The organism is Saccharomonospora sp. NPDC046836, assembly GCF_040645195.1.
Taxonomy (GTDB): Bacteria; Actinomycetota; Actinomycetes; order Mycobacteriales; family Pseudonocardiaceae; genus Prauserella_A.
This window is the reverse complement of the sequence record NZ_JBEYXW010000006.1, coordinates 148,853-172,232: the sequence shown is the minus strand read 5'-3', so window position 1 is coordinate 172,232 and position 23,380 is coordinate 148,853. Positions and strand designations below refer to the sequence as shown.

At 70.4% G+C, this 23,380-nt stretch carries 19 protein-coding genes; 9 read left to right on the top strand and 10 right to left on the bottom strand.

Annotated features, from left to right (window positions below; genetic code table 11):
• Window positions 1-34: 34 nt before the first annotated feature.
• From tkt to ABZ863_RS10660, 7 genes are all read left to right on the top strand, one after another.
• On the top strand, window positions 35-2,137 hold the full coding sequence (gene tkt, locus ABZ863_RS10690; protein ID WP_358533631.1) for a transketolase: 2,103 nt from the start codon (window positions 35-37) through the stop codon (window positions 2,135-2,137).
• A gap of 26 nt (window positions 2,138-2,163) precedes the next feature.
• Window positions 2,164-3,285 carry a transaldolase gene (gene tal, locus ABZ863_RS10685; RefSeq protein WP_358533629.1) on the top strand — a complete coding sequence of 374 codons (1,122 nt, stop codon included), beginning with the start codon at window positions 2,164-2,166 and terminating at the stop codon, window positions 3,283-3,285.
• Window positions 3,286-3,292: 7 nt separating this feature from the next.
• Window positions 3,293-4,909, top strand: coding sequence for a glucose-6-phosphate isomerase (locus tag ABZ863_RS10680; RefSeq protein WP_358533627.1), 1,617 nt, complete (start codon window positions 3,293-3,295; stop codon window positions 4,907-4,909).
• Window positions 4,906-6,435, top strand: coding sequence for a glucose-6-phosphate dehydrogenase (gene zwf, locus ABZ863_RS10675; protein ID WP_358533624.1), 1,530 nt, complete (start codon window positions 4,906-4,908; stop codon window positions 6,433-6,435). Before ABZ863_RS10680 ends, zwf begins: the two co-directional genes overlap by 4 nt.
• Window positions 6,432-7,421, top strand: coding sequence for a glucose-6-phosphate dehydrogenase assembly protein OpcA (gene opcA / locus ABZ863_RS10670; RefSeq protein ID WP_358533621.1), 990 nt, complete (start codon window positions 6,432-6,434; stop codon window positions 7,419-7,421). Before zwf ends, opcA begins: the two co-directional genes overlap by 4 nt.
• The gene (pgl, locus tag ABZ863_RS10665) at window positions 7,418-8,200 is read left to right on the top strand and encodes a 6-phosphogluconolactonase (RefSeq protein ID WP_358533618.1); all 783 of its coding nucleotides are present in this window, start codon (window positions 7,418-7,420) and stop codon (window positions 8,198-8,200) included. Before opcA ends, pgl begins: the two co-directional genes overlap by 4 nt.
• Window positions 8,201-8,355: 155 nt before the next feature.
• Window positions 8,356-9,564, top strand: a complete 1,209-nt coding sequence (locus ABZ863_RS10660; protein ID WP_358533615.1) for a sensor histidine kinase — start codon at window positions 8,356-8,358, stop codon at window positions 9,562-9,564.
• A gap of 130 nt (window positions 9,565-9,694) precedes the next feature.
• On the opposite strand, the gene ABZ863_RS10655 is transcribed toward ABZ863_RS10660, so the two are convergent.
• From ABZ863_RS10655 to ABZ863_RS10630, 6 genes are all read right to left on the bottom strand, one after another.
• Complete coding sequence (locus ABZ863_RS10655; RefSeq protein WP_358533613.1) at window positions 9,695-10,036, bottom strand: RNA polymerase-binding protein RbpA; 342 nt, start codon at window positions 10,034-10,036, stop codon at window positions 9,695-9,697.
• 54 nt (window positions 10,037-10,090) lie between these two features.
• Window positions 10,091-10,321: a preprotein translocase subunit SecG gene (gene secG / locus ABZ863_RS10650; protein WP_358533610.1), complete on the bottom strand. Its 231-nt coding sequence runs from the start codon at window positions 10,319-10,321 to the stop codon at window positions 10,091-10,093.
• A 59-nt stretch (window positions 10,322-10,380) separates the two neighbouring features.
• Window positions 10,381-11,166 (bottom strand): triose-phosphate isomerase, encoded by a 786-nt coding sequence (gene tpiA / locus ABZ863_RS10645; RefSeq protein WP_358533916.1) that lies wholly within the window; start codon window positions 11,164-11,166, stop codon window positions 10,381-10,383.
• A gap of 2 nt (window positions 11,167-11,168) precedes the next feature.
• On the bottom strand, window positions 11,169-12,422 hold the full coding sequence (locus ABZ863_RS10640) for a phosphoglycerate kinase (RefSeq protein ID WP_358533608.1): 1,254 nt from the start codon (window positions 12,420-12,422) through the stop codon (window positions 11,169-11,171).
• Window positions 12,423-12,425: 3 nt separating this feature from the next.
• A complete protein-coding gene (gap, locus tag ABZ863_RS10635) occupies window positions 12,426-13,430 on the bottom strand; it encodes a type I glyceraldehyde-3-phosphate dehydrogenase (protein ID WP_358533605.1) in 1,005 nt (334 codons plus the stop codon).
• A gap of 143 nt (window positions 13,431-13,573) precedes the next feature.
• A complete protein-coding gene (locus ABZ863_RS10630) occupies window positions 13,574-14,749 on the bottom strand; it encodes a winged helix DNA-binding domain-containing protein (protein WP_358533602.1) in 1,176 nt (391 codons plus the stop codon).
• A gap of 56 nt (window positions 14,750-14,805) precedes the next feature.
• Here ABZ863_RS10630 and ABZ863_RS10625 point away from each other — a divergent pair, with 56 nt between their 5' ends.
• Together ABZ863_RS10625 and ABZ863_RS10620 are read left to right on the top strand one after the other, a co-directional pair.
• Window positions 14,806-15,450: a LysE family translocator gene (locus tag ABZ863_RS10625; RefSeq protein WP_358533600.1), complete on the top strand. Its 645-nt coding sequence runs from the start codon at window positions 14,806-14,808 to the stop codon at window positions 15,448-15,450.
• Window positions 15,451-16,129: 679 nt separating this feature from the next.
• Window positions 16,130-17,281 (top strand): DUF222 domain-containing protein, encoded by a 1,152-nt coding sequence (locus ABZ863_RS10620; protein WP_358533598.1) that lies wholly within the window; start codon window positions 16,130-16,132, stop codon window positions 17,279-17,281.
• A gap of 12 nt (window positions 17,282-17,293) precedes the next feature.
• Here ABZ863_RS10620 and ABZ863_RS10615 read toward each other — a convergent pair whose 3' ends face one another.
• From ABZ863_RS10615 to ABZ863_RS10600, 4 genes are read right to left on the bottom strand one after another with little or no spacing between them, the layout of a single operon-like run.
• Entirely contained in the window at window positions 17,294-17,977 is a 684-nt protein-coding gene (locus tag ABZ863_RS10615) for a DUF899 domain-containing protein (RefSeq protein WP_358533595.1), read from the bottom strand.
• 45 nt (window positions 17,978-18,022) lie between these two features.
• Window positions 18,023-18,379, bottom strand: coding sequence for a metalloregulator ArsR/SmtB family transcription factor (locus ABZ863_RS10610; RefSeq protein WP_358533593.1), 357 nt, complete (start codon window positions 18,377-18,379; stop codon window positions 18,023-18,025).
• Window positions 18,369-18,800, bottom strand: a complete 432-nt coding sequence (locus ABZ863_RS10605; protein ID WP_358533590.1) for an SRPBCC domain-containing protein — start codon at window positions 18,798-18,800, stop codon at window positions 18,369-18,371. Before ABZ863_RS10605 ends, ABZ863_RS10610 begins: the two co-directional genes overlap by 11 nt.
• Before the next feature lie 59 nt (window positions 18,801-18,859).
• Window positions 18,860-23,341, bottom strand: coding sequence for a hypothetical protein (locus ABZ863_RS10600; RefSeq protein WP_358533587.1), 4,482 nt, complete (start codon window positions 23,339-23,341; stop codon window positions 18,860-18,862).
• Window positions 23,342-23,380 lie beyond the last annotated feature (39 nt).

Here is a 23,380-nt window from a genome sequence, read left to right as displayed (position 1 = left end):
GAGCTGCACGCGAACGACTCAGGAGCCGAGTTCAGTGTCGGAAATCGCCCCTACCGCGGAGAACAACCCACTACTGCGCCGGAACCACCCGGCCGACTGGACCGATCTGGACACCCGCGCGGTGGACACGATCCGCGTACTGGCCGCCGACGCGGTCGAGCACTGCGGCAGCGGCCACCCCGGTACGGCGATGAGCCTCGCGCCCCTCGCCTACTCACTGTTCCAGCGCGTCATGCGGCACGACCCGAGCGACCCGCAGTGGCCAGCGCGCGACCGGTTCGTCCTCTCCGCGGGGCACAGCAGCCTCACGCTCTACATCCAGCTCTTCCTCGCCGGCTACGGCCTGGAGATGGCGGACCTCGAGCAGCTGCGCAGGTGGGGCTCGAAGACCCCCGGCCACCCGGAGTTCCGGCACACGCCGGGCGTCGAGACCACCACGGGGCCACTCGGCCAGGGCCTAGCGAACGCGGTCGGCATGGCGATGGCGGCCCGCCGCGAGCGCGGCCTGCTCGACCCCGACGCCCCGCAGGGCGAGAGCATCTTCGACCACCACGTCTACGTGATCGCCTCCGACGGTGACATCGAGGAGGGCGTCACGTCCGAGGCGTCCTCGCTCGCGGGCAGGCAGGAGCTCGGCAACCTCGTCGTGATCTACGACGACAACAAGATCTCCATCGAGGACGACACCACCATCGCGCTGTCGGAGGACACCGCGAAGCGGTACGAGGCCTATGGCTGGCACGTCCAGGTCGTCGAGGGCGGCGAGGACGTGGTGGCGATCGAGCAGGCCATCGAGGCCGCCAAGGCCGAGACGTCCCGGCCCTCGTTCATCCTGCTGCGCACCGTGATCGGCTACCCGGCGCCGAAGAAGATGAACACCGGCAAGGCACACGGCGCCGCGCTGGGCGCCGACGAGGTCGCCGCCGTCAAGGAGATCCTCGGTTTCGACCCGGAACGCAGCTTCCAGATCGAGGACGAGGTGCTCGCCCACACCCGCGGGGCGCTCGAGCGCGGCACGGCCGCCCGCGCGCAATGGCAGGAGCGTTTCGACGCGTGGGCCGCCGCCAACCCCGAGCGCAAGGAGCTCGCCGACCGGCTGCGCACCAGGGCACTGCCTGCCGGCTGGGCCGAGAAGCTGCCCGGCTGGGAGCCCGACGCGAAGGGCATGGCCACCCGCAAGGCCTCCGGTGAGGTGCTGTCCGCGGTCGCCGACGTGCTGCCCGAACTGTGGGGCGGCTCCGCCGACCTCGCGGAGAGCAACAACACCACGATGAAGGGCGCGGACTCGTTCGGCCCGGCGAGCGCCTCCACCGAGATGTGGCGGGCCAACCCCTACGGCCGCACGCTGCACTTCGGCGTCCGCGAGCACGCCATGGGCTCGATCCTCAACGGCATCGCGCTGCACGGCGGCACCCGGCCCTACGGCGGTACGTTCCTGATCTTCAGCGACTACATGCGGCCCGCCGTGCGGCTCGCGGCGCTGATGCAGGTGCCGGTCATCTACGTGTGGACCCACGACTCGATCGGTCTCGGCGAGGACGGCCCGACGCACCAGCCGATCGAGCAGCTCGCCGCACTGCGCGCCATCCCCGGCCTGAACGTGGTGCGGCCTGCCGACGCCAACGAGACCGCTGCCGCCTGGAAGGCGGTGCTGGAGGACGTCCACGCGCCGTCCGGGCTCGCACTGACCCGGCAGAACGTGCCGATCCTCGAGGGTACGAGCGCCGAGGGCGTCGCCAGGGGCGGCTACGTGCTCGCCGAGGCCTCCAGCGGGTCGCCGGAGGTCGTGCTGATCGCCACCGGTTCCGAGGTCCAGCTGGCCGTCGAGGCCAGGAAGACCCTGGAGGCCGAGGGCGTTGCCACCAGCGTGGTGTCGATGCCGTGCGTCGAGTGGTTCGACCAGCAGGACCAGAGCTATCGCGACGCGGTGATCCCGCCGACCGTCAAGGCCCGTGTCGCGGTCGAGGCGGGTATCGCGCAGCCGTGGTACCGCTTCGTCGGCGACGGCGGTGAGATCGTCTCGATCGAACACTTCGGTGCCTCGGCCGATTTCAAGACCCTGTTCCGCGAGTTCGGCTTCACCGCGGAAGCCGTGGTCGCCGCGGCCCGGCGCTCGCTGGAGAAGAAGAACTCCTGACAAGCTGACCAAAGGGGACGAACGTCATGAGCAACAACGGCAACGACCGGCTCGCCCAGCTCTCGCAGGCCGGCGTGTCGATCTGGCTCGACGACCTGTCGAGGGAGCGGCTCACCTCGGGCAACCTCGCCGAGCTCATTCGCGACAAGCATGTGGTGGGGGTGACCACCAACCCGACGATCTTCGCGGCGGCTCTGTCCAACGGCGCCGTCTATGACGACCAGGTCCGTGAGCTCGCGGCCCGCGGCACCGAGCTGCACGCGGTGGTGCGGGAACTGACCACCACCGACGTCCGCAACGCCGCGGATCTCTTCCGCGACGTCTACACCGCCACCGGCGGTGTAGACGGGCGGGTGTCCATCGAGGTCGACCCTGGGCTCGCCAAGGACACCGCGCAGACCGTCGCCGAGGCGGCGGAGCTGTGGAAGGCGGTGGACCGGCCGAACCTCCTCGTGAAGATCCCGGCCACCGAGGAGGGTCTGCCCGCCATCACCCGCACGCTCGCCGAAGGCATCAGCGTCAACGTCACGCTGATCTTCTCCGTCGAGCGCTACCGCGCCGTCATCGACGCGTTCTTCGCGGGCCTGGAGCAGGCCAAGGCCAACGGCCACGACCTGCGCGGCATCCACTCCGTTGCCTCGTTCTTCGTGTCCCGTGTGGACAGCGAGGTCGACAAGCGGCTGGACGCCATCGGCACCGATGCGGCACTGGCACTGCGCGGCGAGGCGGCCATCGCCAACGCCCGGCTCGCCTACGCCGCCTACGAGGAGCTCTTCGCGACCGACCGGTGGAAGGCGCTGGCTGCCGAGGGCGGCAACCCTCAGCGTCCGCTGTGGGCCTCCACCGGCGTGAAGAACCCCGAGTACTCCGACACGCGCTACGTCGACGAGCTGGTGGTCGCCGGCACGGTGAACACCATGCCGGAGAAGACGATGCTGGCCACGGCCGACCACGCGCGCTTCGAGGGCGACAAGGTCACCGGGACCGGGGCACAGGCACAGGAGGTGTTCGACCAGCTCGCCGCCGTTGGCATCGACATCGCCGACGTCTTCGTGACGCTCGAGAACGAGGGCGTCGAGAAGTTCGACAAGTCCTGGGCCGAGCTGCTGGAGACCGTCACCGGGCAGCTGGCGCAGGCGAAGGGCTGACGCGCTGATGGCCGGCGAACAGACATCAGTCAGCATCGAGGCCGCCGCGCTCGAGGCCGCTGCCGCGCCGCTGCTGGACAAGCTCGTCGCCGACGGTGTGGCGGGCAAACTCGCCGCACAGGACGCGACGATATGGGGCGCCGACGCGGAGCCCGAGGCGTCCATCCGGCTGTCGTGGACCAGCCTGCACAGGTCCTCCCGGCCGCTGATCGGCGAGATCGAGGCGCTACGCACCGAGCTGCGCTCGGAAGGGGTGGACCGGGTGGTCCTCGCCGGGATGGGTGGCTCGTCGCTGGCCCCGGAGGTGATCACCGGCACCGAGGGCGTTGCGCTCACGGTGCTGGACACCACCGATCCCGGCCAGGTGGCCGACGCGCTCGCGGGTGACCTGGAACGGACCGTGCTCGTCGTGTCGTCGAAGTCCGGCACCACGGTCGAGACCGACAGCCACCGCCGGGTCTTCACCGCGGCGTTCGCCGACGCCGGAATCGACGCGGCAAGGCGGATCGTGGTCGTCACCGACCCCGGTTCACCACTGGCCGCACTCGGGCAGGCGGAGGGATACCGGATGGTCTTCCTCGCCGATCCGCACGTCGGCGGGCGCTACTCGGCGCTCACCGCGTTCGGGCTCGTCCCGGCCGGGCTCGCGGGTGCCGACGTCGCGCGACTGCTCGACCAGGCCGCCGGTGTGGCCGACGCGCTCGCGGCCGACTCGGCGGACAACCCGGCGCTGCGGCTGGCCGCCGCGCTCGGCGCAGCGCACGGCGACGGCGCCGAGAAGGTGGTCCTCGCCGACACCGGGTCCGGCATCGCCGGGCTCGGCGACTGGGCCGAGCAGCTGATCGCGGAGTCCACCGGCAAGCGGGGCACCGGCCTGCTTCCGGTCGTCGTGGAGGGCCCGGACGCGACCGGTTTCGCCGACGCCGGGCCGGATGCGACACCGATCGCGATCGGTGCGCCCACGGCGGCGGCGAAGGTCGCTGTCACCGGCCCGCTCGGCGCCCAGTTCCTGCTCTGGGAGTACGCGGTCGCGATCACGGGACGCCTGCTGGCCATCAACCCGTTCGACCAGCCGGACGTGGAGGCCGCGAAGCGGGCAGCCCGCTCGCTGCTGGACGACCCGGCAGCGCTGCGCGGTGGTGCCGAGCCGTCCGCGGTCTTCGGCACCGTCGAGGTATACGCCTCGACGGGCACCTCGGGCGGCTCGCTCAGCGACGTGCTGCGCGAGTTCCTCGGCACCACACCGGAGGGCGGATACCTGGCCGTGCAGGCCTACCTCGACCGGCTCGACGACGCCTCGGCGGCGCTGCTGCGGCCGGAGCTGGCGAAGCGGTCGGGCAGGCAGACGACCTTCGGCTGGGGTCCGCGGTTCCTGCACTCCACCGGGCAGTACCACAAGGGCGGTCATCCGAACGGCGCCTTCCTGCAGATCACCGGCGCGGCCGAGACCGATCTCGCCGTACCGGACCGCCCCTACACACTGGGCACCCTGCAGCTGGCGCAGGCACTCGGTGACGGCCAGGTGCTCGCCGGGCACGGCAGACCCGTGCTGCGGCTGCACCTCACCGACAGGGTCGCCGGCCTGGCCGAACTCATGCGCGCAGTACAGGACATCACTTCATGAAACGTGGCTGGACCAACCCACTGCGCGATCCGCGCGACAAGCGGCTGCCCAGGATCGCGGGCCCGTCGGGCCTGGTGATCTTCGGTGTCACCGGTGACCTCTCACGCAAGAAGCTGATGCCGGCGATCTACGACCTCGCGCACCGCGGGCTGCTCCCGGCGAGCTTCTCGCTCGTCGGCTTCGCCCGGCGGGACTGGGCGGACCAGGACTTCGGCGAGCTCGTGCACGACTCGGTGGCCGAGCACGCCCGCACCCCGTTCCGCGAGTCGGTGTGGAACCGGCTGGCTGAAGGGATCCGGTTCGTTCCGGGCGCCTTCGACGACGACGCGGCGTTCGACCACCTCGCGGAGACCGTGCGTGAGCTGAACACCGAGCGCGGCACCGGCGGCAACACGGCCTTCTACCTCTCGATCCCGCCGTGGGCGTTCCCCGTGGTCACCAAACAGCTCGCGCGGAGCGGGCTGGCGGAGTCCAGCGAGGACGTCTGGCGCCGGGTCGTGATCGAGAAACCGTTCGGGCACGACCTGGCCAGCGCCGTGGAGCTCAACGCGGTCGTCAACGACGTGTTCCCCGAGGAGTCGGTCTTCCGTATCGACCACTACCTCGGCAAGGAGACGGTGCAGAACATCCTGGCGCTGCGCTTCGCCAACCAGCTGTTCGAGCCGATCTGGAACGCCAACTTCGTCGACCACGTGCAGATCACGATGGCGGAGGACATCGGCCTCGGTGGGCGCGCCGGCTACTACGACGGCATCGGCGCCGCGCGGGACGTGATCCAGAACCACCTGCTGCAGCTGCTGGCACTGACCGCGATGGAGGAGCCCGTCTCCTTCGAGCCGAACGCACTGCGTGCGGAGAAGGTCAAGGTGCTGGGGGCGACCACGGCCATCGGCCCGTTCGACGAGACGACGGCACGCGGCCAGTACGCCGGTGGCTGGCAGGGCGGGACGAAGGTCCCCGGCCTGCTGCAGGAGGCGGGCTTCGCGAAGGACTCGACCACCGAGACCTACGCGGCGGTGACGCTGGAGGTCCAGAACCGGCGGTGGGCCGGCGTGCCGTTCTACCTGCGCACCGGCAAGCGGCTGGGGCGGCGGGTCACCGAGGTCGCCGTGGTGTTCAAGCGGGCGCCGCACCTGCCGTTCGACTCCAGCTCCACCGAGGAACTGGGCGAGAACGCGCTGGTGATCCGCGTGCAGCCGGACGAGGGCATCACACTGCGGTTCGGCTCCAAGGTGCCGGGGACGACCATGGAGGTGCGTGACGTCACGATGGACTTCGGCTACGGTCACGCGTTCACCGAGACCTCACCGGAGGCCTACGAGCGGCTGATCCTGGACATGTTGCTGGGCGAGCCGTCGCTGTTCCCGGCGAACGAGGAGGTCGAGCTGTCCTGGCAGATCCTCGACCCGGTGCTGGAGCACTGGGCGAAGGAGGGCGCACCTGAGCCGTACCAGCCCGGCTCATGGGGCCCGCCCTCGGCAGACCACATGCTCGCCCGCTCCGGCAGGCACTGGAGGCGTCCATGATCATCGATCTGCCGTCCACGACAACGTCGCAGCTGAACAAGAAACTCGTCGAGATACGTGAGCGCGGTGGCGTGGTCGCGCTGGGCAGGGTGCTGACCCTGGTCATCGCCGCCGAGGACGACGACCAGCTCGAGGACGCCATCGATGCGGCCAACGAAGCCAGCCGCGAGCACCCGTGCCGGGTGATCGTGGTGGCGAAGGGCGCGCGCAGCGCGGCTCCGCGCATCGACGGCCAGATCCGGGTCGGCGGCGACGCGGGCGCGAGTGAGGTGATCGTGCTGCGGCTGTACGGCGCGCTGGCCAGCCACGGCCAGAGCGCGGTCATCCCGCTGTTGCTTCCGGACGCCCCGATCGTCACGTGGTGGCCGGGCGCGGGGCCGAAAGCGCCCTCGAAGGACCCGCTCGGTCAGCTCGCGCAGCGCCGGATCACCGACTCCGCCGCGGAGAAGAGCCCGATCCGGGCACTGGCCACCCGGGCGAAGGCCTACGTCGACGGCGACACCGACCTGGCCTGGACGCGCCTGACCAACTGGCGGGCGCAGCTGGTGTCGGCGCTCGACCTGCCGCCCTACGAGCGGGTCACCGGGGCCACGGTGACGGGCGAGGGCGATTCGCCGTCCACCGAGCTGCTCGCCGGCTGGCTCGCCGAGTACCTCGATGTGCCGGTCCGGCGGATCAAGACGACGAGTGCACAGGGGATCGTGTCGGTGACGCTGGAACGGCCGTCCGGGTCGATCCAGATCTACCGCCCCGACGGCCGGACCGGGACGCTGACGCAGCCCGGTCAGCCGACGCGCCGGATCGCGCTGCAGCGGCGGGACACTCGCGACTGCCTGGTCGAGGAGCTGCGCAGGCTGGCTCCGGACGAGGTCTACGAGGCGGCACTGCTAGGCCTCGGCAAGCTGTCCGCGGCACGCAAGAAGGCCGAGCCCGCGGCCGGTGCCGCCGCGAACAACGCCAAGGCCGTGGCGAAGGCCAAGGCATGAGCCCCGCGTCCGAGGTCGTCGTCCACGCCAACCCCGAACTGCTCGCCGCGGCATGCGCGGCCCGGCTCGTGACGCGGCTGGTCGACCTGCAGGCAGCGAAAGGATCGGCGTCGCTGGTGCTGACGGGTGGCGGTACCGGCATCGCCATCCTCGAGCAGCTGCGTACGGCTCCGGCCAGGGACGCGATCGACTGGTCCAGGCTGGACATCTACTGGGGCGACGAGCGGTTCGTCCCTGCCGATGACGCCGAACGCAACGAGAGACAGGCCAGGAAGGCGCTGCTCGACCACGTGCCGGTGGATCCGGCGCGGGTCCACGCGATGGCCCCGTCCGACGGCGAGTTCGGCGCTGACCCCGACGCGGCGGCAGCCGCCTACGCCGAGGTGCTCGCCGCGAACGCCCAACCCGAGGACCACGGCAGCGTGCCGACGTTCGACGTCCTGCTACTCGGTCTCGGCGGCGAGGGGCACACGGCGTCGATCTTCCCGGAGTCGCCCGCGGCCTACGAGACGGAACGCTCCGTGGTGGCGGTGCGCAACTGCCCGAAGCCCCCACCGACCCGGATCTCGCTGACGTTCCCGGCAATCCGCAGCGCAGCCGAGGTGTGGCTGGTGACGACCGGCGAGGCCAAGGCCGACGCGGTCGCCCTCGCGCTCTCCGGCGCCGGTGAGGTGCAGCTGCCGGTCGCCGGCGCGCGTGGGCGACGGCGGACGCTCTGGCTCCTCGACAAGGCCGCCGCGGGCAAGCTGGGCACGGTCCCAGCGTTCCCGCACGTGTGACCCGACGCTCCCCGCCGTGGCAGGTGCCCACGGCGGGAAGCGCGCACGGGGAGTAACCACACCGTTAGCATCCGCACACTTTTCCGGCTTTACGCGTCCCTTACGCGCCTGAATGACCTCTCATAGTCGAGTCCACAAGACGAGAGGTCCATGCCATGACCACAGAGGGAATGACCATTCCCGGGGTTGCGGTCGGCGGCTCGGGCGCGCGGCCCGCCGAGGAGATGCGGCCGAGACCGACGGCCGTTCCACGACCAGCGATCGCACTCCGGTCCCACCCGTTCGTGCGCAAACTGGCCGTCGACGCGGCCATCTTCGTCATCGCGGTTCTCGACGTCTGGCTGGTCTTCCCGGAGAAGGCCCAGCCCTACTCGGTCTATCTCTCGGCGGCAAGCTGCGTCGTGCTCCTGGCACGCCGCTGGCTGCCCTTCACCGTGGTCGTGCTGGCCGTGCCCGGTTTCCTCGCCGGCTGGGCACAGGTAGCCGCCATGATCGCACTGGGCTACCTGGCGACCCGCAGGCAAATGCACTGGCAGGTGTGGGTCGGTGCGGGGCTGGTGTGGCTGGCCCGGTTCATGCTCTGGCCGCTGCCCGACTTCGCGGCACGCAGCTGGCGGGAGCACATGCTCGCCGCCATCTACGGCGTCATCGTCGCCGGGATGCCCGTGGCGATCGGGCTGCTGATCGGCGCGCGCAGTGAGCTGTCCGCCCGCCTGGTCGAACTGGCCGCGAGCCGGGACCGGGAACGCAAGCTGTACGCCGAGACGGTCCGCGCCGAGGAGCGGGCGCGGCTGGCCAGGGAGATGCACGACGTGGTGTCCCACGACATCACGCTCATCGCCATGCAGGCTGGTGCACTGTCGGCGGCGAACACCAGCGGCGAGGCCCAGCGCACCGCGCAGACCATCCGCCAGCTGTCCACGCGGACACTGGAGGAGCTACGCGGTCTGGTCGGGGTGCTGCGCTCGGGCGCGGTCGACGGTCAGCCGGATCTGGCCGATCTTCCCGAACTGATCCGCAGTGCGGAGGTGCCGGTGCAACTCGCTGTCGAACGGTTGCCGAACGACCTGCCGACGACGGTCTCCGCCGCCGCGTACCGGACGGTGCAGGAGAGCCTGACCAACGTTCGCAAGCACGCGCCGGGAGCGACCGCGTTCGTGCGGCTGTCGTGGGAGCCGGATCGCCTGACGATCGAGGTGAGCAACGATCGCCCGCAGCAGCCGACCAACGAGTTCCCTTCGGGTGGCTACGGCCTGGCCGGCCTCGCCGAGCGGGCACGGCTCCTCGGCGGCACCTTCGAGACGACCCCCACCAACGACGGCGGCTGGCGGGTGCGGGCCCGGTACCCGGTCACCCCTGAGTGACAACGAAAAACACCGCCAGACGCACGGTGGCCTGAGCGAGCCCGCGTTGCCGCGGGACTGGCGCTCAGACCACCGGCGCAGGCGGTGTCTGCCAGGCTTGCCGTCGCCTGCCCTTCCCTCGCGGGGAGGGTCAGATCTGCCGACGCTGGCGCAGCCGTTCGAGCGCCTCGGCGAGGATGGCCTCCCCATCGGCGTCGCTACGGCGTTCCTTCACATATGCCAGATGAGTCTTGTACGGCTCCGAACGCGGAGCCGCGGGCGGGTTCTGCTCGTCCTGCCCGCCGGGGAGACCGCAGCGTGGGCAGTCCCATTCCTCGGGAACCTCGGCGTCCATTGAGAACGACGGCCGAGATTCGTGCCCGTTGGCACACCAGTAGGAGACCCGGCGACGTGGGGCGGCATCCCCACGCTCCGATTCCCCAGTGGGCCCCGCACCGACTCTCGTGCCTCGAATCGCGTTACCGCCAACCATGCTTCCTCACACCCACCAGAAGTTGACGTACCCCGCCAGGCACGCCGATATCGATCAGATCTTCAGCAACAGACCGAGACCGACGATGGAAATGATCCATACGGCGCCGAGACCGAGCGTAATGCGGTCGAGGTTCTTCTCGGCCACGCTCGACCCGGACAGGCTCGACTGCATACCGCCACCGAACAGGGAGGACAGTCCGCCGCCGCGGCCACGGTGCAGCAACACCGCGACGATCAGCAGCACGCTGGTCGCGATCAACAGGATTTGCAGGAACAGCTTCATGTCATCCTCTGTGTACTGCGGGTGGCGGGGGTACCCAGAGTAGCGGGTACCCACTGAGATCAGGGTAGGGGCCCTCCGGCGGCGAGCGCACACAGTTTCGTGAACTCTTCACCGTCGAGGCTGGCTCCGCCGACGAGCGCACCGTCGACGTTCTCGCACTTGATGAGGTCGGCGATGTTGCCCGACTTGACCGATCCGCCGTAAAGAACGCGGACCTGTGCGGCGAGGTCGGCTCCGTACTTCTCGGCGAGCGCCGAACGCAGGGCCGCGCACACCTCTTCCGCGTCCGACGGCGTCGCGACCCGGCCGGTGCCGATCGCCCACACCGGCTCGTAGGCGATCACCGTGTTCTGCACCTGCTCGGCCTTGAGGCCCTTCAGGCCGGCGATGAGCTGGCTGGTGGTGTGTTCGATGTGCCCTTCGGCCTCGCGGACCTCCAGCTGCTCGCCGACACACAGGATCGGCGTGAGTCCGTGCTTGACGGCAGCACGGACCTTCTTGTTCACCACCTCGTCGGTCTCGCCGTGGTACTCCCGGCGCTCCGAGTGGCCGATGACGACGTAGGTGCAGCCGAGCTTGGCGAGCATCGGCCCGGACACGTCGCCGGTGTAGGCACCGGAGTCGTGCGGCGACAGGTCCTGCGCACCGTAGGTGAGCAGGAGCTTGTCGCCGTCGACGAGGGTCTGCACGCTGCGGATGTCGGTGAACGGCGGGATCACCGTCACGTCCACCTTCGCGTAGTACTTCTCGGGCAGTGAGAAGGCGATCTTCTGCACCAGCGCGATGGCCTCGAGGTGGTTGAGGTTCATCTTCCAGTTGCCCGCGATCAGCGGTTTGCGCGCCACCATCAGGTCCCCTCGCTCAGGACTGCCACGCCGGGCAGTTCCTTGCCTTCCAGGTACTCCAGCGACGCCCCGCCGCCGGTCGAGATGTGCGAGAAGCCGTCCTCGGGCAGGCCCAGCAGACGCACGGCGGCGGCCGAATCGCCCCCACCGACGACGCTGAAGGCGTCTCCATCGGCGATCGCCTGCGCCACTCCCCTGGTGCCCTCGGCGAACGGGGCCAGCTCGAACACGCCCATCGGCCCGTTCCAGAAGATCGTCTTGGCGGTGCCGATGGCGGCCGCGAACTCGGCGACCGTGTCCGGCCCGATGTCCAGGCCCATCCAGCCGTCCTCGATCGCGGTGGCAGCGACCGTGCGGGTGTTCGCCTCCGCCGAGAAGGCGTCCGCGGCGACGACGTCGACGGGCAGCACCAGCTTGTCGCCCGCCTCCGCGAGGAGCCGCTTGCACGTGTCGACCATGTCGGCTTCGAGCAGCGAGCTGCCGACGCCGTGGCCCTGCGCGGCGAGGAAGGTGAAGCACATCCCGCCGCCGACCAGGAGCCGGTCGACCTTCGGCAGCAGCGCCTCGATGACGGCGAGCTTGTCCGAGACCTTCGAACCGCCGAGCACCACGGCATAGGGCCGCTGCGGATCGCTGGTCAGCTTGGTGAGCACCTCGAGTTCGGCGAGCACCAGGCCACCCGCGTAGGCGGGCAGCGTGCGGGCCACGTCGTAGACGGAGGCCTGCTTGCGGTGCACGACACCGAAACCGTCGGAGACGAACGCCGCGCCGGGACCGACCAGTGAGGCGAGCTCACGAGCCAGCTCGGCGCGCTCCGCCTCCGACTTGCTCGTCTCACGCGGGTCGAAGCGCACGTTCTCCAGCAACGCGACCCGGCCGTCGGCGAGCGCGCCGGTGACGGCCCTGGCCTGCTCGCCAACGACGTCACCGGCCAGCGCCACCTCGGTTCCCCCGCTGAGTAGCTCACCGAGGCGGATGGCCACCGGGCGCAACGAGAACTTCGGGTCCGGGCTGCCCTTGGGACGGCCGAGGTGCGCCATGACGACCACCTTCGCGCCGGCGTCGGCCAGCCGCTGGATGGTGGGCAGCGCGGCACGCACCCGGCCGTCGTCAGTGATCGTGTCGCCGTCGAGCGGCACGTTCAGATCCGACCGCACGAGCACGTACCGGCCCGAGACGCCCTCTCCCCCGCCGGCTACGCCCTCATTGGCGGGGGTGCCCCCATTGAGCAGGTCGTCGAGTGTCTTGACCGCCATCGGTCAGGCGAGCTTGGAGCCGACGAGCTGCACCAGGTCCGCGAGACGGTTGGAGTAGCCCCACTCGTTGTCGTACCAGCCGACGACCTTCACCTGGTTGCCGATGACCTTGGTCAGCGGGGCGTCGTAGATGCAGGACGCCGGGTCGGTGACGATGTCGGAGGAGACGATCGGCTCCTCGCTGTAGCGCAGGATGCCCTGCAGCGGGCCCTCCGCCGCGGCCTTGTACGCGGCGTTGATGTCCTCGAGCGAGGCGCTCTTCGACAGCGTGACCGTCAGGTCCGTGGCCGAGCCGGTCGGCACCGGCACACGCAGCGCGTAGCCGTCGAGCTTGCCGTTGAGCTCCGGCAGCACCAGGCCGATCGCCTTGGCCGCACCGGTGGAGGTCGGGACGATGTTCAGCGCGGCGGCGCGGGCACGGCGCAGGTCCCCGTGCGGGGCGTCCTGCAGGTTCTGGTCCTGGGTGTACGCGTGGATGGTGGTCATCAGGCCCTGCTCGATGCCGAAGCTCTCGTGCAGCACCTTCGCGAGCGGACCGAGGCAGTTGGTGGTGCAGGAGGCGTTCGAGATGATCGTCTGCGAGCCGTCGTAGGCCTGGTCGTTGACGCCCAGCACCATGGTGAGGTCCTCACCCTTCGCGGGGGCCGAGATGATGACCTTCTTCGCGCCGCCGGCGATGTGCGCCTTGGCCGCGTCGGCGTTGGTGAAGAAGCCGGTGGACTCCACGACGACGTCCACGCCGAGTTCGCCCCACGGCAGGTTGGCCGGGTCACGCTCGGCCAGCGCCTTGATGGTCTTGCCGCCGACGACGATCCCCTCGTCGCTGGTGGTGACCTCCTCCGGGTAACGGCCCAGGATGCTGTCGTACTTGAGGAGGTGCGCCATCGTCGCGACGTCACCGAGGTCGTTGAAGGCGACGATCTCGATGTCGTGGCCGCTGGCCTGCACGGCACGGAAGAAGTTGCGGCCGATGCGGCCGAAGCCGTTGACGCCTACGCGAACCGTCACTGCTCTTCTCTCCTCGAGGTTCGACCCGGTCGCCGCCGGGCTACACATCTTCGGGTTTCACCCGCAACCCTAGCGTGCTGGCCAGGGCGGATCCGCAGCGCCCGCGCGAGACGTCGCCCACCTCGAAGCATTCAGCGAATCGATCAAGAAGACAGCTCCTTCTCGACCGGTGTGCGAAAACGCGGGACCACTGTGACGCCGTCCAGCCAGGCCGTCAGCCTGGCCGCCTCCGCCTCGATCGCGGCCGCTTTCTCGGCGCCGACGTCCTCGAGTAGGCGCACCGCGACGTCGCCGCCGGACCGCTGGCCCCAGCCGCCGACAATGCGCCCGTCGCTCCACACAGTCGGGCCGATGTTGCCCGTACGGTCGAACAGGGCCGCCCGGTGCTCCCCGACGAACCAGGTCCGCTCCGCCCAGCCCATGGCGGTCGGATCGAGCGCGGGCAACAGCGCGACCCAGGGCTCGGGCTCGGGTACCGGCTCGGTGTCGTCCGCCGGCAACAGGCCCGGAATGCCGTCCATGTCCACCTCGACGACCTCCAGCGCGGCGAGCGCCTGCTTGGTCTGGGTCGCCGTCCAGCCCATCCACCAGCGCAGGTCACTCACCTGCGCCGGGCCGTAGGCACGCAGCCAGCGGCGGGCGAGCTCCACCCGCGCGGCGCCGGGGTCCTGCGTGGGCAGGCCTCCTGCCAGCCAGTCCTCGATGGCGCACCAGTCGTACTGGGTGGACAGCCACGTGCCGCGCGGGCGGCCACGCATGATCCGGCCGGCGACCGCGAGCAGGAACAGCACCCGGTTGGTGATGTAGCCACGGGACTCGTACGGCTTGCCCTCCGCCATGACGATCTCCGTGCGCAGCCGGGGCTCGTCGGCGGCGAGCTGCTGCGCGCCGGCGAACCCGCGCGCCCTGAGCGCCCGCAGGGTGCCCTCCTCGACATCGCGCAGCCACTCCGCCAGGTCGGGGATGCCGGTCTGCTCGAGGTGCTGAAGCAGCAGCCTGCGTTGCTTCTTCTCGATGTCCAGTGCGCATCCGGCCTGCACCAGCGGCGCCACGTCGGCGGCCACGACGAACATCGTCCTGCGCATGCCCAGCATGCGCAGGAGGGTCCGCTCGTCGTAGAGCGCGCGCTCGACGGTCGCGACGGCCGGGCGCGTCATCCTGGCGGCCACCGCGAGGTACACGGTGGCCGGATCGGTCGCGTGCAGCGCGAGGAGACTGTCGGCCGCCTCGACCGGGGTGTCGGCGCGCGCCGACGGAGCGAGCCGGTGGCGGCCGGCCAGTCGCGCCCGCCGCTGGTGAACCGTGATCTGCCGGAGCATGCCGTGTTCCTACCATCGCGTACCGACAGCCGCCCGCTGATGCCTACGCTGAGCGCATGGTGACACCGAGCCAGCTGGCCGCGTTCGCGGCACTGACCTTCCTCATGGTTGTGGTACCCGGGCCCAGCGTGCTGTTCACGATCAGCCGCGCGCTGACGGCCGGGCGCCGCGATGCACTGCTGACCGTCGCAGGCAACGCGGTCGGCGTGTACGCCCAGGTGGTCGCGGTGGCGTTCGGGCTGGGCACACTCGTCGAGCGGTCGGCGATCGCGTTCACCGTCATCAAACTGGCCGGCGCGGGCTACCTGGTGTTCCTCGGTGTACAGGCATGGCGACACCGGCGCTCGCTCGCGGAGGTGCTCGGTACTCAGGTGCGCGCGGCGCGCGGCCGCACGCTGCGGGTCCTGCGCGACGGGTTCGTCGTCGGCTTCGCCAACCCGAAGTCGATCGTGTTCCTGGCCGCGGTGCTGCCGCAGTTCGTCAACCACAGTGCAGGATCCGTACCCGTGCAGATCCTGCTGCTGGGCATCCTGTTACCGGCGACCGCGCTACTGTCCGACAGCGTGTGGGCGCTCGTGGCCGGCACCGCGCGCGACTGGTTCGCCCGCTCGCCGCGCAGGCTGGAACTCGTCGGCGGCGCAGGCGGCCTCACCATGATCGGCCTGGGCGCAACGCTGGCCTTCACAGGCCGCAAGGACTAACCACACGCGCGAGTCCCCCGCCCCGGCACGCGAGTCCCCCGCCCCGGCACGCGAGTTGCCCCGCCCGGGGACGCGAGTTGCCCGCCCCGGCGCGCGAGTTGCCCGCTGGGGCGCACGAACTCCCCGCTGGGGCACGCGAGTTGCCCACCCGGGGGCGCGAGTCCCCCACTCCGGTAGGCGAGTTGCCCGCACCGGCGCGCCAGTTCTCGGCTCCAGCGTTGCCCGCACCGGCGCGCCAGTCCCCCGCCCGGAGGCACTAGCTCCGCCCTTCAGCATGCGAGTCACCCACTCCGGCGCGCGAGTCCCCCGCCCCGGTGCGCGAGTCCCCCACTCCAGCACGCGAGTCCCCCGCTCCGATGCGCGAGTTGCCCACTGGGGCACACGAGTTGCCGCTCCGGCACGCGAATTCCGCCTTCACGTGGTCCGTAGAGGTAACGGTGAAACCCGTTTCGTGTGCGGGTGGGCGATTTCCTGGAAGCGGTTGGGTTTCAAGCACGCCTTCGGCGCGCCGTGTGAAACTGTCGCCCCTCGGGCCGAGTTGGTATCACTGTCCACTAGCAACAGTTCCCCACGGGACGAGTATCGTTGTCCGTCCACTGTGGATGCCCAGATATGGCAATCCGCAGATTCACTCTAATGCTTCTGTAGTGTTCTACCTTCGCCCAGTATAATCGACTTCGTGGGGGATTCCTTTCAATACCAACGACTTCGGTCTCAGATCGAGACTCTGGGTCGACATCGGGCGCGCATTGACGCGCTGCTGCACAAAGCGGTGGATGCTTTGGATGATCATCGGGGACATGCGCCGGATGTGGCAGTGGAGGTGTCGTTGCTGCTGTTTATGAGCGAGCCGCAGGCCCGCCGGCTCGTCGACCTGTCCGCCACCCTGGTACGGCGGCTCCCGAACACGTTGGCGGCCATGGAGGAAGGTCGCCTTGATTCCTACCGGGCGTCGAAGGTCGCCGATGTCACCGTCGCGCTTTCCAACACCCAGGCCCGGGAGGTCGACCAAGTCATAGCGCCCAAGGTGGAAGGCAAGGGACCCCAACAGGTACGGCGAGTAGCGCAGTACTGGGCGACCAAGATCGACCCCGAAGCCGCCGCCCGACGGGCAGAGCACCTCCGCAGCGAACGCAAAATCCAGCTGCTACACGGGGAGGACGGGATGTCCACCCTGTGCGCCGACCTGCCGGTAGCGGTCGCTTCGGCGGCCTATGCCCGGGTCGATCAGCTGGCCCGCGCCCTCCGCACCGCCGACGAACCACGAAACCTGGACCAGCTGCGTGCCGATGTGCTGGCCGACCTGTTACTCGGCAGGACCACCACCCACTCCGGCATGAAAGCCGACATACACGTCTACGTCGATCTCACTACCCTGGCAGGCCTGAACGATGACCCCGCCCAGTTGGCCGGCCATGGTCCGGTTCCCGCTTCGGTGGCACGGGAAATCGCCCACGACGCGAACTCCACCTGGCAGCGGATCGTCACGGACCCCCTCACAGGAACCCCGGTGGATGTGGGGCGGCAACGCTATCGGCCGCCCGCCGTCACCGACGAATTCGTGCGGGTACGGGACCGGGAATGCCGCTTCCCCCACTGCCACCGGCCCGCGCATTTCGGCGACAACGATCACCACCAGGCTTGGCAACACGAAGGGTCAACGAATCCGTCCAATTTGGTCAACTACTGCCGTCGGCACCACCGGCTGAAGAATCGGCCCGGATGGGTCTATCACCTGCACCCCGATACGGGCGCCGTCACGGTCACGACACCGTCCGGCGCCACCTACACCAGTCACCCCGAACCCCTCCACGACCCGCCACCGTTTTAGATCCAGCGTCGGCTACGCCTGCCCCGACTGGGATTTGCTGTACTCGTCGTGCCAGTTCCACCACTCGTATGGCGGGGTCTGCGGATATCCCTCGGGCGAGTCCTCCCACTGCTCCTGCCGCCCGAGCGCGGTGATGTCGAGGTAACTCCAAGTACTCCCCATCACCTCGTCGCCACGGTTGTTGACGAAGTAGGTGCGGAACACGCTCTCGCCATCCCGGATGAACGCGTTCGTGCCGTGCCATTCGTTCACGCCGAAGTCGACATCGAACTCGTCGGTCATGGTGTACCAGGGCATCGTCCAGCCCATCCGCCCCTTCAGACGCTCGATATCCGGCTGCGGTGCGCGCGAGGCGAAGACAAGGCTCGTGTCGCGGGCGTGCAGATGGGCGAGGTGCCCGACCTGGTCAGCCAGCATGGAACAGCCACGACACGCATGCTCTGGCCAGCCGTACACGCCCGGCTCGAAGAACGCGCGGTAGACGATCAGCTGACGACGACCCTCGAACAGGTCGAGCAGGCTCGCCCTGCCCCCGGGACCTTCGAACACGTACTCCTTCTCCACCGCCATCCACGGCATCCGCCGGCGCTGCGCCGCCAGCGCATCCCGGGCGCGGGTCATCTCCTTCTCCTTCACCAGCAGCTCCTGACGCGCTGCTTCCCAATCCTGCCCTGTGACAATCTGGGGGATCTTCATGATGGTGTCAGCCTCTCTTCGAAGGGATACCGATTCCTCTACCGGTTACCCGTCCTTCCGGCCTTCTCCCGCAGACCGGTCGAGATGGTCCTGCAACGCGCCGAGCGGCCTGTCCCAGTCACGCGCCAGCGCGGCCAGAAACTGCTGCGCCACCTGCATCGGCGCCGAACGCAGCCGGTACCGCACCCGGCGCCGCTCCCCCGCCTCGGCCGTCACGAGGCCGGCCTCGGCCAGCAGGGCCACGTGTTTGGCGATCGCCTGCCGCGTGATCGGCAACCGGGCGGCCAGGTCCGTGACGGTGGCAGGCCCACCCGAGGCCAGCGCGGCCAGGACGGCGCGCCGGCTCGGGTCGGCCAATGCGACGAAGACCTGCTCGGCGATCGCCTCGATGTCAGGCGGCATCGAGGTAGTCGGCCAGTTCGCCCAGTTCCTTCGCCCAACCCTCGGTGTTGCCGCCATACGCCTCGCGGTGGGCGTCGTCCGACAGCTGAGCGAAGCCGGTTTCGACCACGGTCAACCGCGTGCCCGCGCCGACCGGTTCGAGCGTGAACTCGACATAGGTACGGCGCAGATCGTCATCGGGCAGACCGAAAATGTGCCAGGTGAACCCGAACACCGTCGGCTGCTCGACCCGTTCGATCCGCATGTCGGCCTGGTGCCCGTTGTTCCAGGACATCTGGGCCGACCCGCCAGGGCGGAGATCGATCGTCGCCTGGTTGCCGAACCAGGCGCCGAGCCCCTCGGCCGTGGTCAGCGCGGCCCACACCGCGGCCGGCGGGTGAGCGATCTCCACGGTCCGTTCAATGCGATCGGGAAAAGCCATGACAGCCTCCTCATGTAGCAACCCGTTGGTTGCCACACTATGGCAACCAACGGGTTGCGTCAACGTTCGAGGCCGGCCGCCGGCTTGGCGTAGAGGCGGGTCGCGGACAGCCGCGCGACCCCATCCGGTTCGGCGAGCTGCTCGAGCTCCTGGCGGATGGTCGTCTCCACGGACAGGTACTTGCGCCCCGCCCGCAGGTCGGCGTCGTTGCGCAGCCGGATGATCAGCGGGAACTCGCTGAGCGCTCCTGCATCGAAAAGGCCCGTCGTGTAGATCAGCTGCACGCCCAGTGCCCTGGACACCGCACGCTGCAGTTCCAGCAGGTAGCCCGCCGACGCGCGGCCGATCGGGTTGTCCAGGAACAGCACCCCGGAATGCGGGTTGCGCACCTTGCCCCGGTTGTTGGCACGCAGTGCCGCGAGCGTGCAGTAGAGGATGATCGCGGCGGTGAGCTGCTGGCCGCCGGAGAACACGTCCCGGATCTCCGACACCCGTTGCCGCTCGGTCCGCAACACCGAATCGGGCTTGAGCATGTCGACCCGGTAGCCCTTGGGCACGGCGGCCCGCACGCCGCGCAGCAGCAACGACATGCCGTCCCGCTTGGCGTCACGACCGTCGCTGGTGCGCCCCGCGGCCGCCTCGTCGACGACGACGCCGAGCCGCTCGGCGAGTTCGCCATCCTCCAGCTCGGCGAACCGGATGCGCAGGAACTCCTGGCCCGACCAGTCGCCGAGGCCGTCCGGCAGTCGCGACACCCGCTGCGCCGAGCGCAGGGTGCGCAGCGCGCCCTCGACCAGGCTCTGTAGCCGGGTGACGATGCCGGTGCGGTGCCGGTCGATCTGCGCCAGATCGTCGGTGAGGGTACGCAGCCGGGGCCGCAGCGCCTGCGCCCACTCGTCGGCATGCGCGGGCAGGCTGTCCCTGCGTACCGAGATGACCTGCTGGCGCACCGGCGTGCTGAGCTGCTCGAAGCGCTTCTCCGTGGCGCACTGGGCCAGCGCGTCGGCAGCCGCCCGGACCCGCTTCTCGGCGCCCTCGACCGCCTCCTGCGCGGTGGTGAGCGTCGCGATCAGCTCACCGTGGCGCGCCCGCGCAGTCTCCACGTCGCCGTCGTAGACCTGCTCCGCCGTCCCAGCTGGGGTGTAGGGCGCCAGCGACTCGGCCAGCACCCGGAACCCCGATGCGCGGGTGCGGGCGGACTCCAGGGTCGCCTGCGCCGTCGCGCACTGCTCGCGTAGCGCCTCCCACTTCCGCGCGGCCGCGGACACCTCGGCCGCCGCGCTATCGATGAGCTCACGCCCGTGCTCGACATCGCGGGGCGCCTCGAACGCATCCACCGGACCGCCCTGCTGGGGCAGCTGGTCCAGCTCCGCCCTGCGCGTGGCGAGCTGGCCGATCACCTCGGCGCGCTCGTCCTCCAGCGCCGCAACCGCCCGCACGGACCTGGCCTGCGCAGCAGCCCGTGCCGAGGCATCCGAGCCGTCGGGCGTCTCCAGCAGCTCACCGGCCAGCGCGCGCACCACCGCGTCGAGGCTCTCCACCGCCGCCCTGGCCGCGGACTCCGCGCTCTCCGCCTGTTCCAGCTCGGCTCGCAGGTCGCTGCCGACCTCCACCTTGGCGTAGGCCTCGGCCGCCGAGGCGAACGCGCGGCGCAGCGCGTCGGCGGGCTCAGGCGAGTCAGAGCCCGATACAGCAGGGTCCAATTCGAAGGAGTCCAATTCGGACACCGCACCGCCGCCGGGTACCTCGGCGAGCTCGGCCCGCGCGGTGCCTGCGGTACGGCGATGGCCGTCCGCGGTTCGCTGATGCTCGGCGGCACGCTCGCGCAGCCGTGCCGCCTGCGCCGCCGCATCGAGTGCCCGTGCCTCGGCGATCTCGACGGCCTCACGGGCGCGCTCCGCCTCTTCGGTCCACTGTGGAATCCGCGCGGCTTTGCCCGCCAACTCTTCCAGCCGCCTCGCCCGGCCATCTACCTCGCGCAGGCCTTCTCGCAGGGCAGGCACCCGCTCCCGCGTCGAGTCCCGTGTGGACGTCAGCCGGTCAAGCCGATGCTGTGCGTCGTCGACATCGGCCTCGGCGGTCTCACGCGCGGTGGCCGCGACCTGCGCCTCCTCGGCCATGACCGCGATGCTGCCCGGCGGGTAGTCCTCGCGCCAGGTGGTGAGCTTCCAGGACAGCGCGGCGTCGGCGCCGGTGGACTCCTCCAGCACGGCGAGCCTGCGGTGCCGCCCGGCCTGCCGCCGCGCGATCTCCTCCCGCGCGGTGTCGGCTGCCTCCTCGTCGTACATCGCGGGGTTGGGTGGCACCAGGAACTCCACACCCGCCGCGCCTGTCAGCTGCGCGTCGGCCAGCGCGGCCGTGGTCCCGACGGCGATCACGGCGCTCGGCAGCAGTCGCTGCCCGGTGAGCACCTGTTGCGCCCGCTCGCGGTGCGCGGCGTCGTTGAGCAGGACCCCGGCCACCAGCTGTGGTGCCTGGAGCAGCGCGGCTTCCCGCCGCTGGGCGTCCAGTGTGGACAGATAGCGCCAGCCGGACCAGGCGGTGATCCCGGCGGCCTCCAGCGCGTCGAGCGCGGCCTGCACCTCTTCCGGCGGCGGCAGCAGCCCACCGGAACCGAGCGCCGCCAGTGCGCGCTCGTCGAGCGACTCCTCGATACGCAGCGCGGTCTGATCGCTGTCCGCCTTGCCGCGCGCCTCCCGCAACCGTTCCAGCAGCGCAGGCGTATCGGTCTCCAGAGTGACGTCATCGGCACCCAGCAGCTCAGCGAGCCGGGGCTCCGCGGCGAGGCTGTCCGTGCGCCGGTGGGCGCGCTGCAGCTCCTCGGCGGCGCGCACGGCGCGGTCGCGGGCCGAACCCGCCGCGCGGTGAGCCTCGGTGACCGCCGTCTGCGCGGCGCCGGTCTCTTCGGCCAGCCGCTCCAGCTCCCGCTCCCGGCGGGCCAGCTCCGAAGCGGCGCTCTCCCCTGCCGCGCGGGCCTGCCTGGCCACTTCGGCCACATCGGACCCAGCCGCCAGCACGCCGTCCCTTGCCGCCTCGGCAATCTCGGCGCGAACCTCCTCGATGCGCGCGGCGAGCCCGTCGGCCTCGGCCCTGCGGTTCGCCGCGGCGCTGGCCGCCGCGTCGCGCTCACCCTGCGCCTGCTCCGCCTCGGCGCTCGCCGCGTGCGCGGCGTCGTCGGCTACCTCGGCCTGCTCCTGCGCATCGCGGGCCAGCCCCAGCAGCCCGCGCGCCAGCGCTATGGCCGCGGCGTTCTTGGCCCGCAGCGCCGGTTCGGCCTTCTGCTCCCTGGTTCCAACCAGGTCGCGGATGTCGGCCGCCCGGCGCGTGGTGTTGAGGTGAGCGAGCACCGTGCTCGTCTCGCGCCAGGCCTCAGCCAGCGTCTTCGCCTCCGCGAGCTCGGCGTCCACCCGTTCCTTGGCGGCGGTGGCCCGCGCCAGCAGGAGGTTCGCGACCGCCCGCCGCAGCTCGGTGACCACCGCGGTGTGGCGGCGGTGGTCACCTTCGGCCAGCCGCTCCGCGCTCGCGATCTCCTCGACGTGCGCGTCGAGCCCGGTGAGCCGCTCGCTCTCCAGCGCCTCCCGAGCCGCGATCTGCCCGGCGAGGACCTCCAGATCCGCCCGCGCCGCAACGGCGAGGGTGCGCGAGGCTGCGGCGAGACGCTCCTCATCGGACAGTGGGCCGAGCAGATCGAGCGCCCCGGCGACGAAGTCCCGTTCCGCCATGAGCTCACCGCGCTGGGCGAGGTTGTGGGCGTAGGTCGCGACCACCTCGGCGAGGTCCTTCGGCTCGTCCTCGGGCACCACCGCGCGCAGCAGGAACTCGACGAACGCCTCGTCGGTGCCGAAGGCGAACGCGTCGGCGGCCTCACCCTCGCCGGCGTTCATCGCGCGCTGGTAACGGAACAGCTCGGTGTCCAGGCCCAGCTGATCGAGCCGTTCGGTCCACTCGTGATGCCTGCGGGTCCAGAACAGTCCGAGCTCCGGCACCTCCGCATGCAGCCCGGTGAGCCGGTCGTGGAAGCCCGACATCGTGAGCAGCCTGCCCTCCGACGTCAGCGGCAGGGTCTCCAGGTCGACCGAGGTGCTGGGCCGGAAGCAGTACCAGGAGTCGACGAGGTTGGCCGGGTCGGAGGAGGCGACGTGGCCACGCCACTCGGACGCCTTGCCGGTGATCAGGCGCTCCCCGGTCTCGGTGTGCTGCCACTCCAGCACCACGTGGGCGACATCCTTGGCACCGACGAACTTCTCCAGCACGCGCGTGCTGGTGGTACCGACCACCTGCCGCCTGCCGGGCAGCATCACCGAGAAGATCAGCTTGATGAGGACGGACTTGCCGCCGCCGTTCTCCAGGAACAGCACGCTCGCCGGGGAGGGACGGCGAACCGGCCCCGACTCGGCGGTGTGGATTCCGGCGCCGAACAGCGCGTCCTGCTTCGGCGCGGCGATCATGTCGCCCGCACCGCTGAGGTCCAGCAGGACGTCCTGGTAGCGGGCACCGGCGGGCCCCACGGAGTGCAGCCGCACCCGCGACAGTTCATACATCCTGGTCTTCCCCCTTCTCCGCCGATGCCGGACGCGACG

Coding starts and splice junctions, on each gene's coding strand:
- tal (WP_358533629.1), top strand. CDS start 2,164: ATGAGCAACAACGGCAACGACCGGCTCGCCCAGCTCTCGCAGGCCGGC.
- ABZ863_RS10680 (WP_358533627.1), top strand. CDS start 3,293: ATGGCCGGCGAACAGACATCAGTCAGCATCGAGGCCGCCGCGCTCGAG.
- zwf (WP_358533624.1), top strand. CDS start 4,906: ATGAAACGTGGCTGGACCAACCCACTGCGCGATCCGCGCGACAAGCGG.
- opcA (WP_358533621.1), top strand. CDS start 6,432: ATGATCATCGATCTGCCGTCCACGACAACGTCGCAGCTGAACAAGAAA.
- pgl (WP_358533618.1), top strand. CDS start 7,418: ATGAGCCCCGCGTCCGAGGTCGTCGTCCACGCCAACCCCGAACTGCTC.
- ABZ863_RS10660 (WP_358533615.1), top strand. CDS start 8,356: ATGACCACAGAGGGAATGACCATTCCCGGGGTTGCGGTCGGCGGCTCG.
- ABZ863_RS10655 (WP_358533613.1), bottom strand. CDS start 10,036: ATGGTTGGCGGTAACGCGATTCGAGGCACGAGAGTCGGTGCGGGGCCC.
- secG (WP_358533610.1), bottom strand. CDS start 10,321: ATGAAGCTGTTCCTGCAAATCCTGTTGATCGCGACCAGCGTGCTGCTG.
- ABZ863_RS10640 (WP_358533608.1), bottom strand. CDS start 12,422: ATGGCGGTCAAGACACTCGACGACCTGCTCAATGGGGGCACCCCCGCC.
- ABZ863_RS10630 (WP_358533602.1), bottom strand. CDS start 14,749: ATGCTCCGGCAGATCACGGTTCACCAGCGGCGGGCGCGACTGGCCGGC.
- ABZ863_RS10625 (WP_358533600.1), top strand. CDS start 14,806: ATGGTGACACCGAGCCAGCTGGCCGCGTTCGCGGCACTGACCTTCCTC.
- ABZ863_RS10615 (WP_358533595.1), bottom strand. CDS start 17,977: ATGAAGATCCCCCAGATTGTCACAGGGCAGGATTGGGAAGCAGCGCGT.
- ABZ863_RS10610 (WP_358533593.1), bottom strand. CDS start 18,379: ATGCCGCCTGACATCGAGGCGATCGCCGAGCAGGTCTTCGTCGCATTG.
- ABZ863_RS10605 (WP_358533590.1), bottom strand. CDS start 18,800: ATGGCTTTTCCCGATCGCATTGAACGGACCGTGGAGATCGCTCACCCG.
- ABZ863_RS10600 (WP_358533587.1), bottom strand. CDS start 23,341: ATGTATGAACTGTCGCGGGTGCGGCTGCACTCCGTGGGGCCCGCCGGT.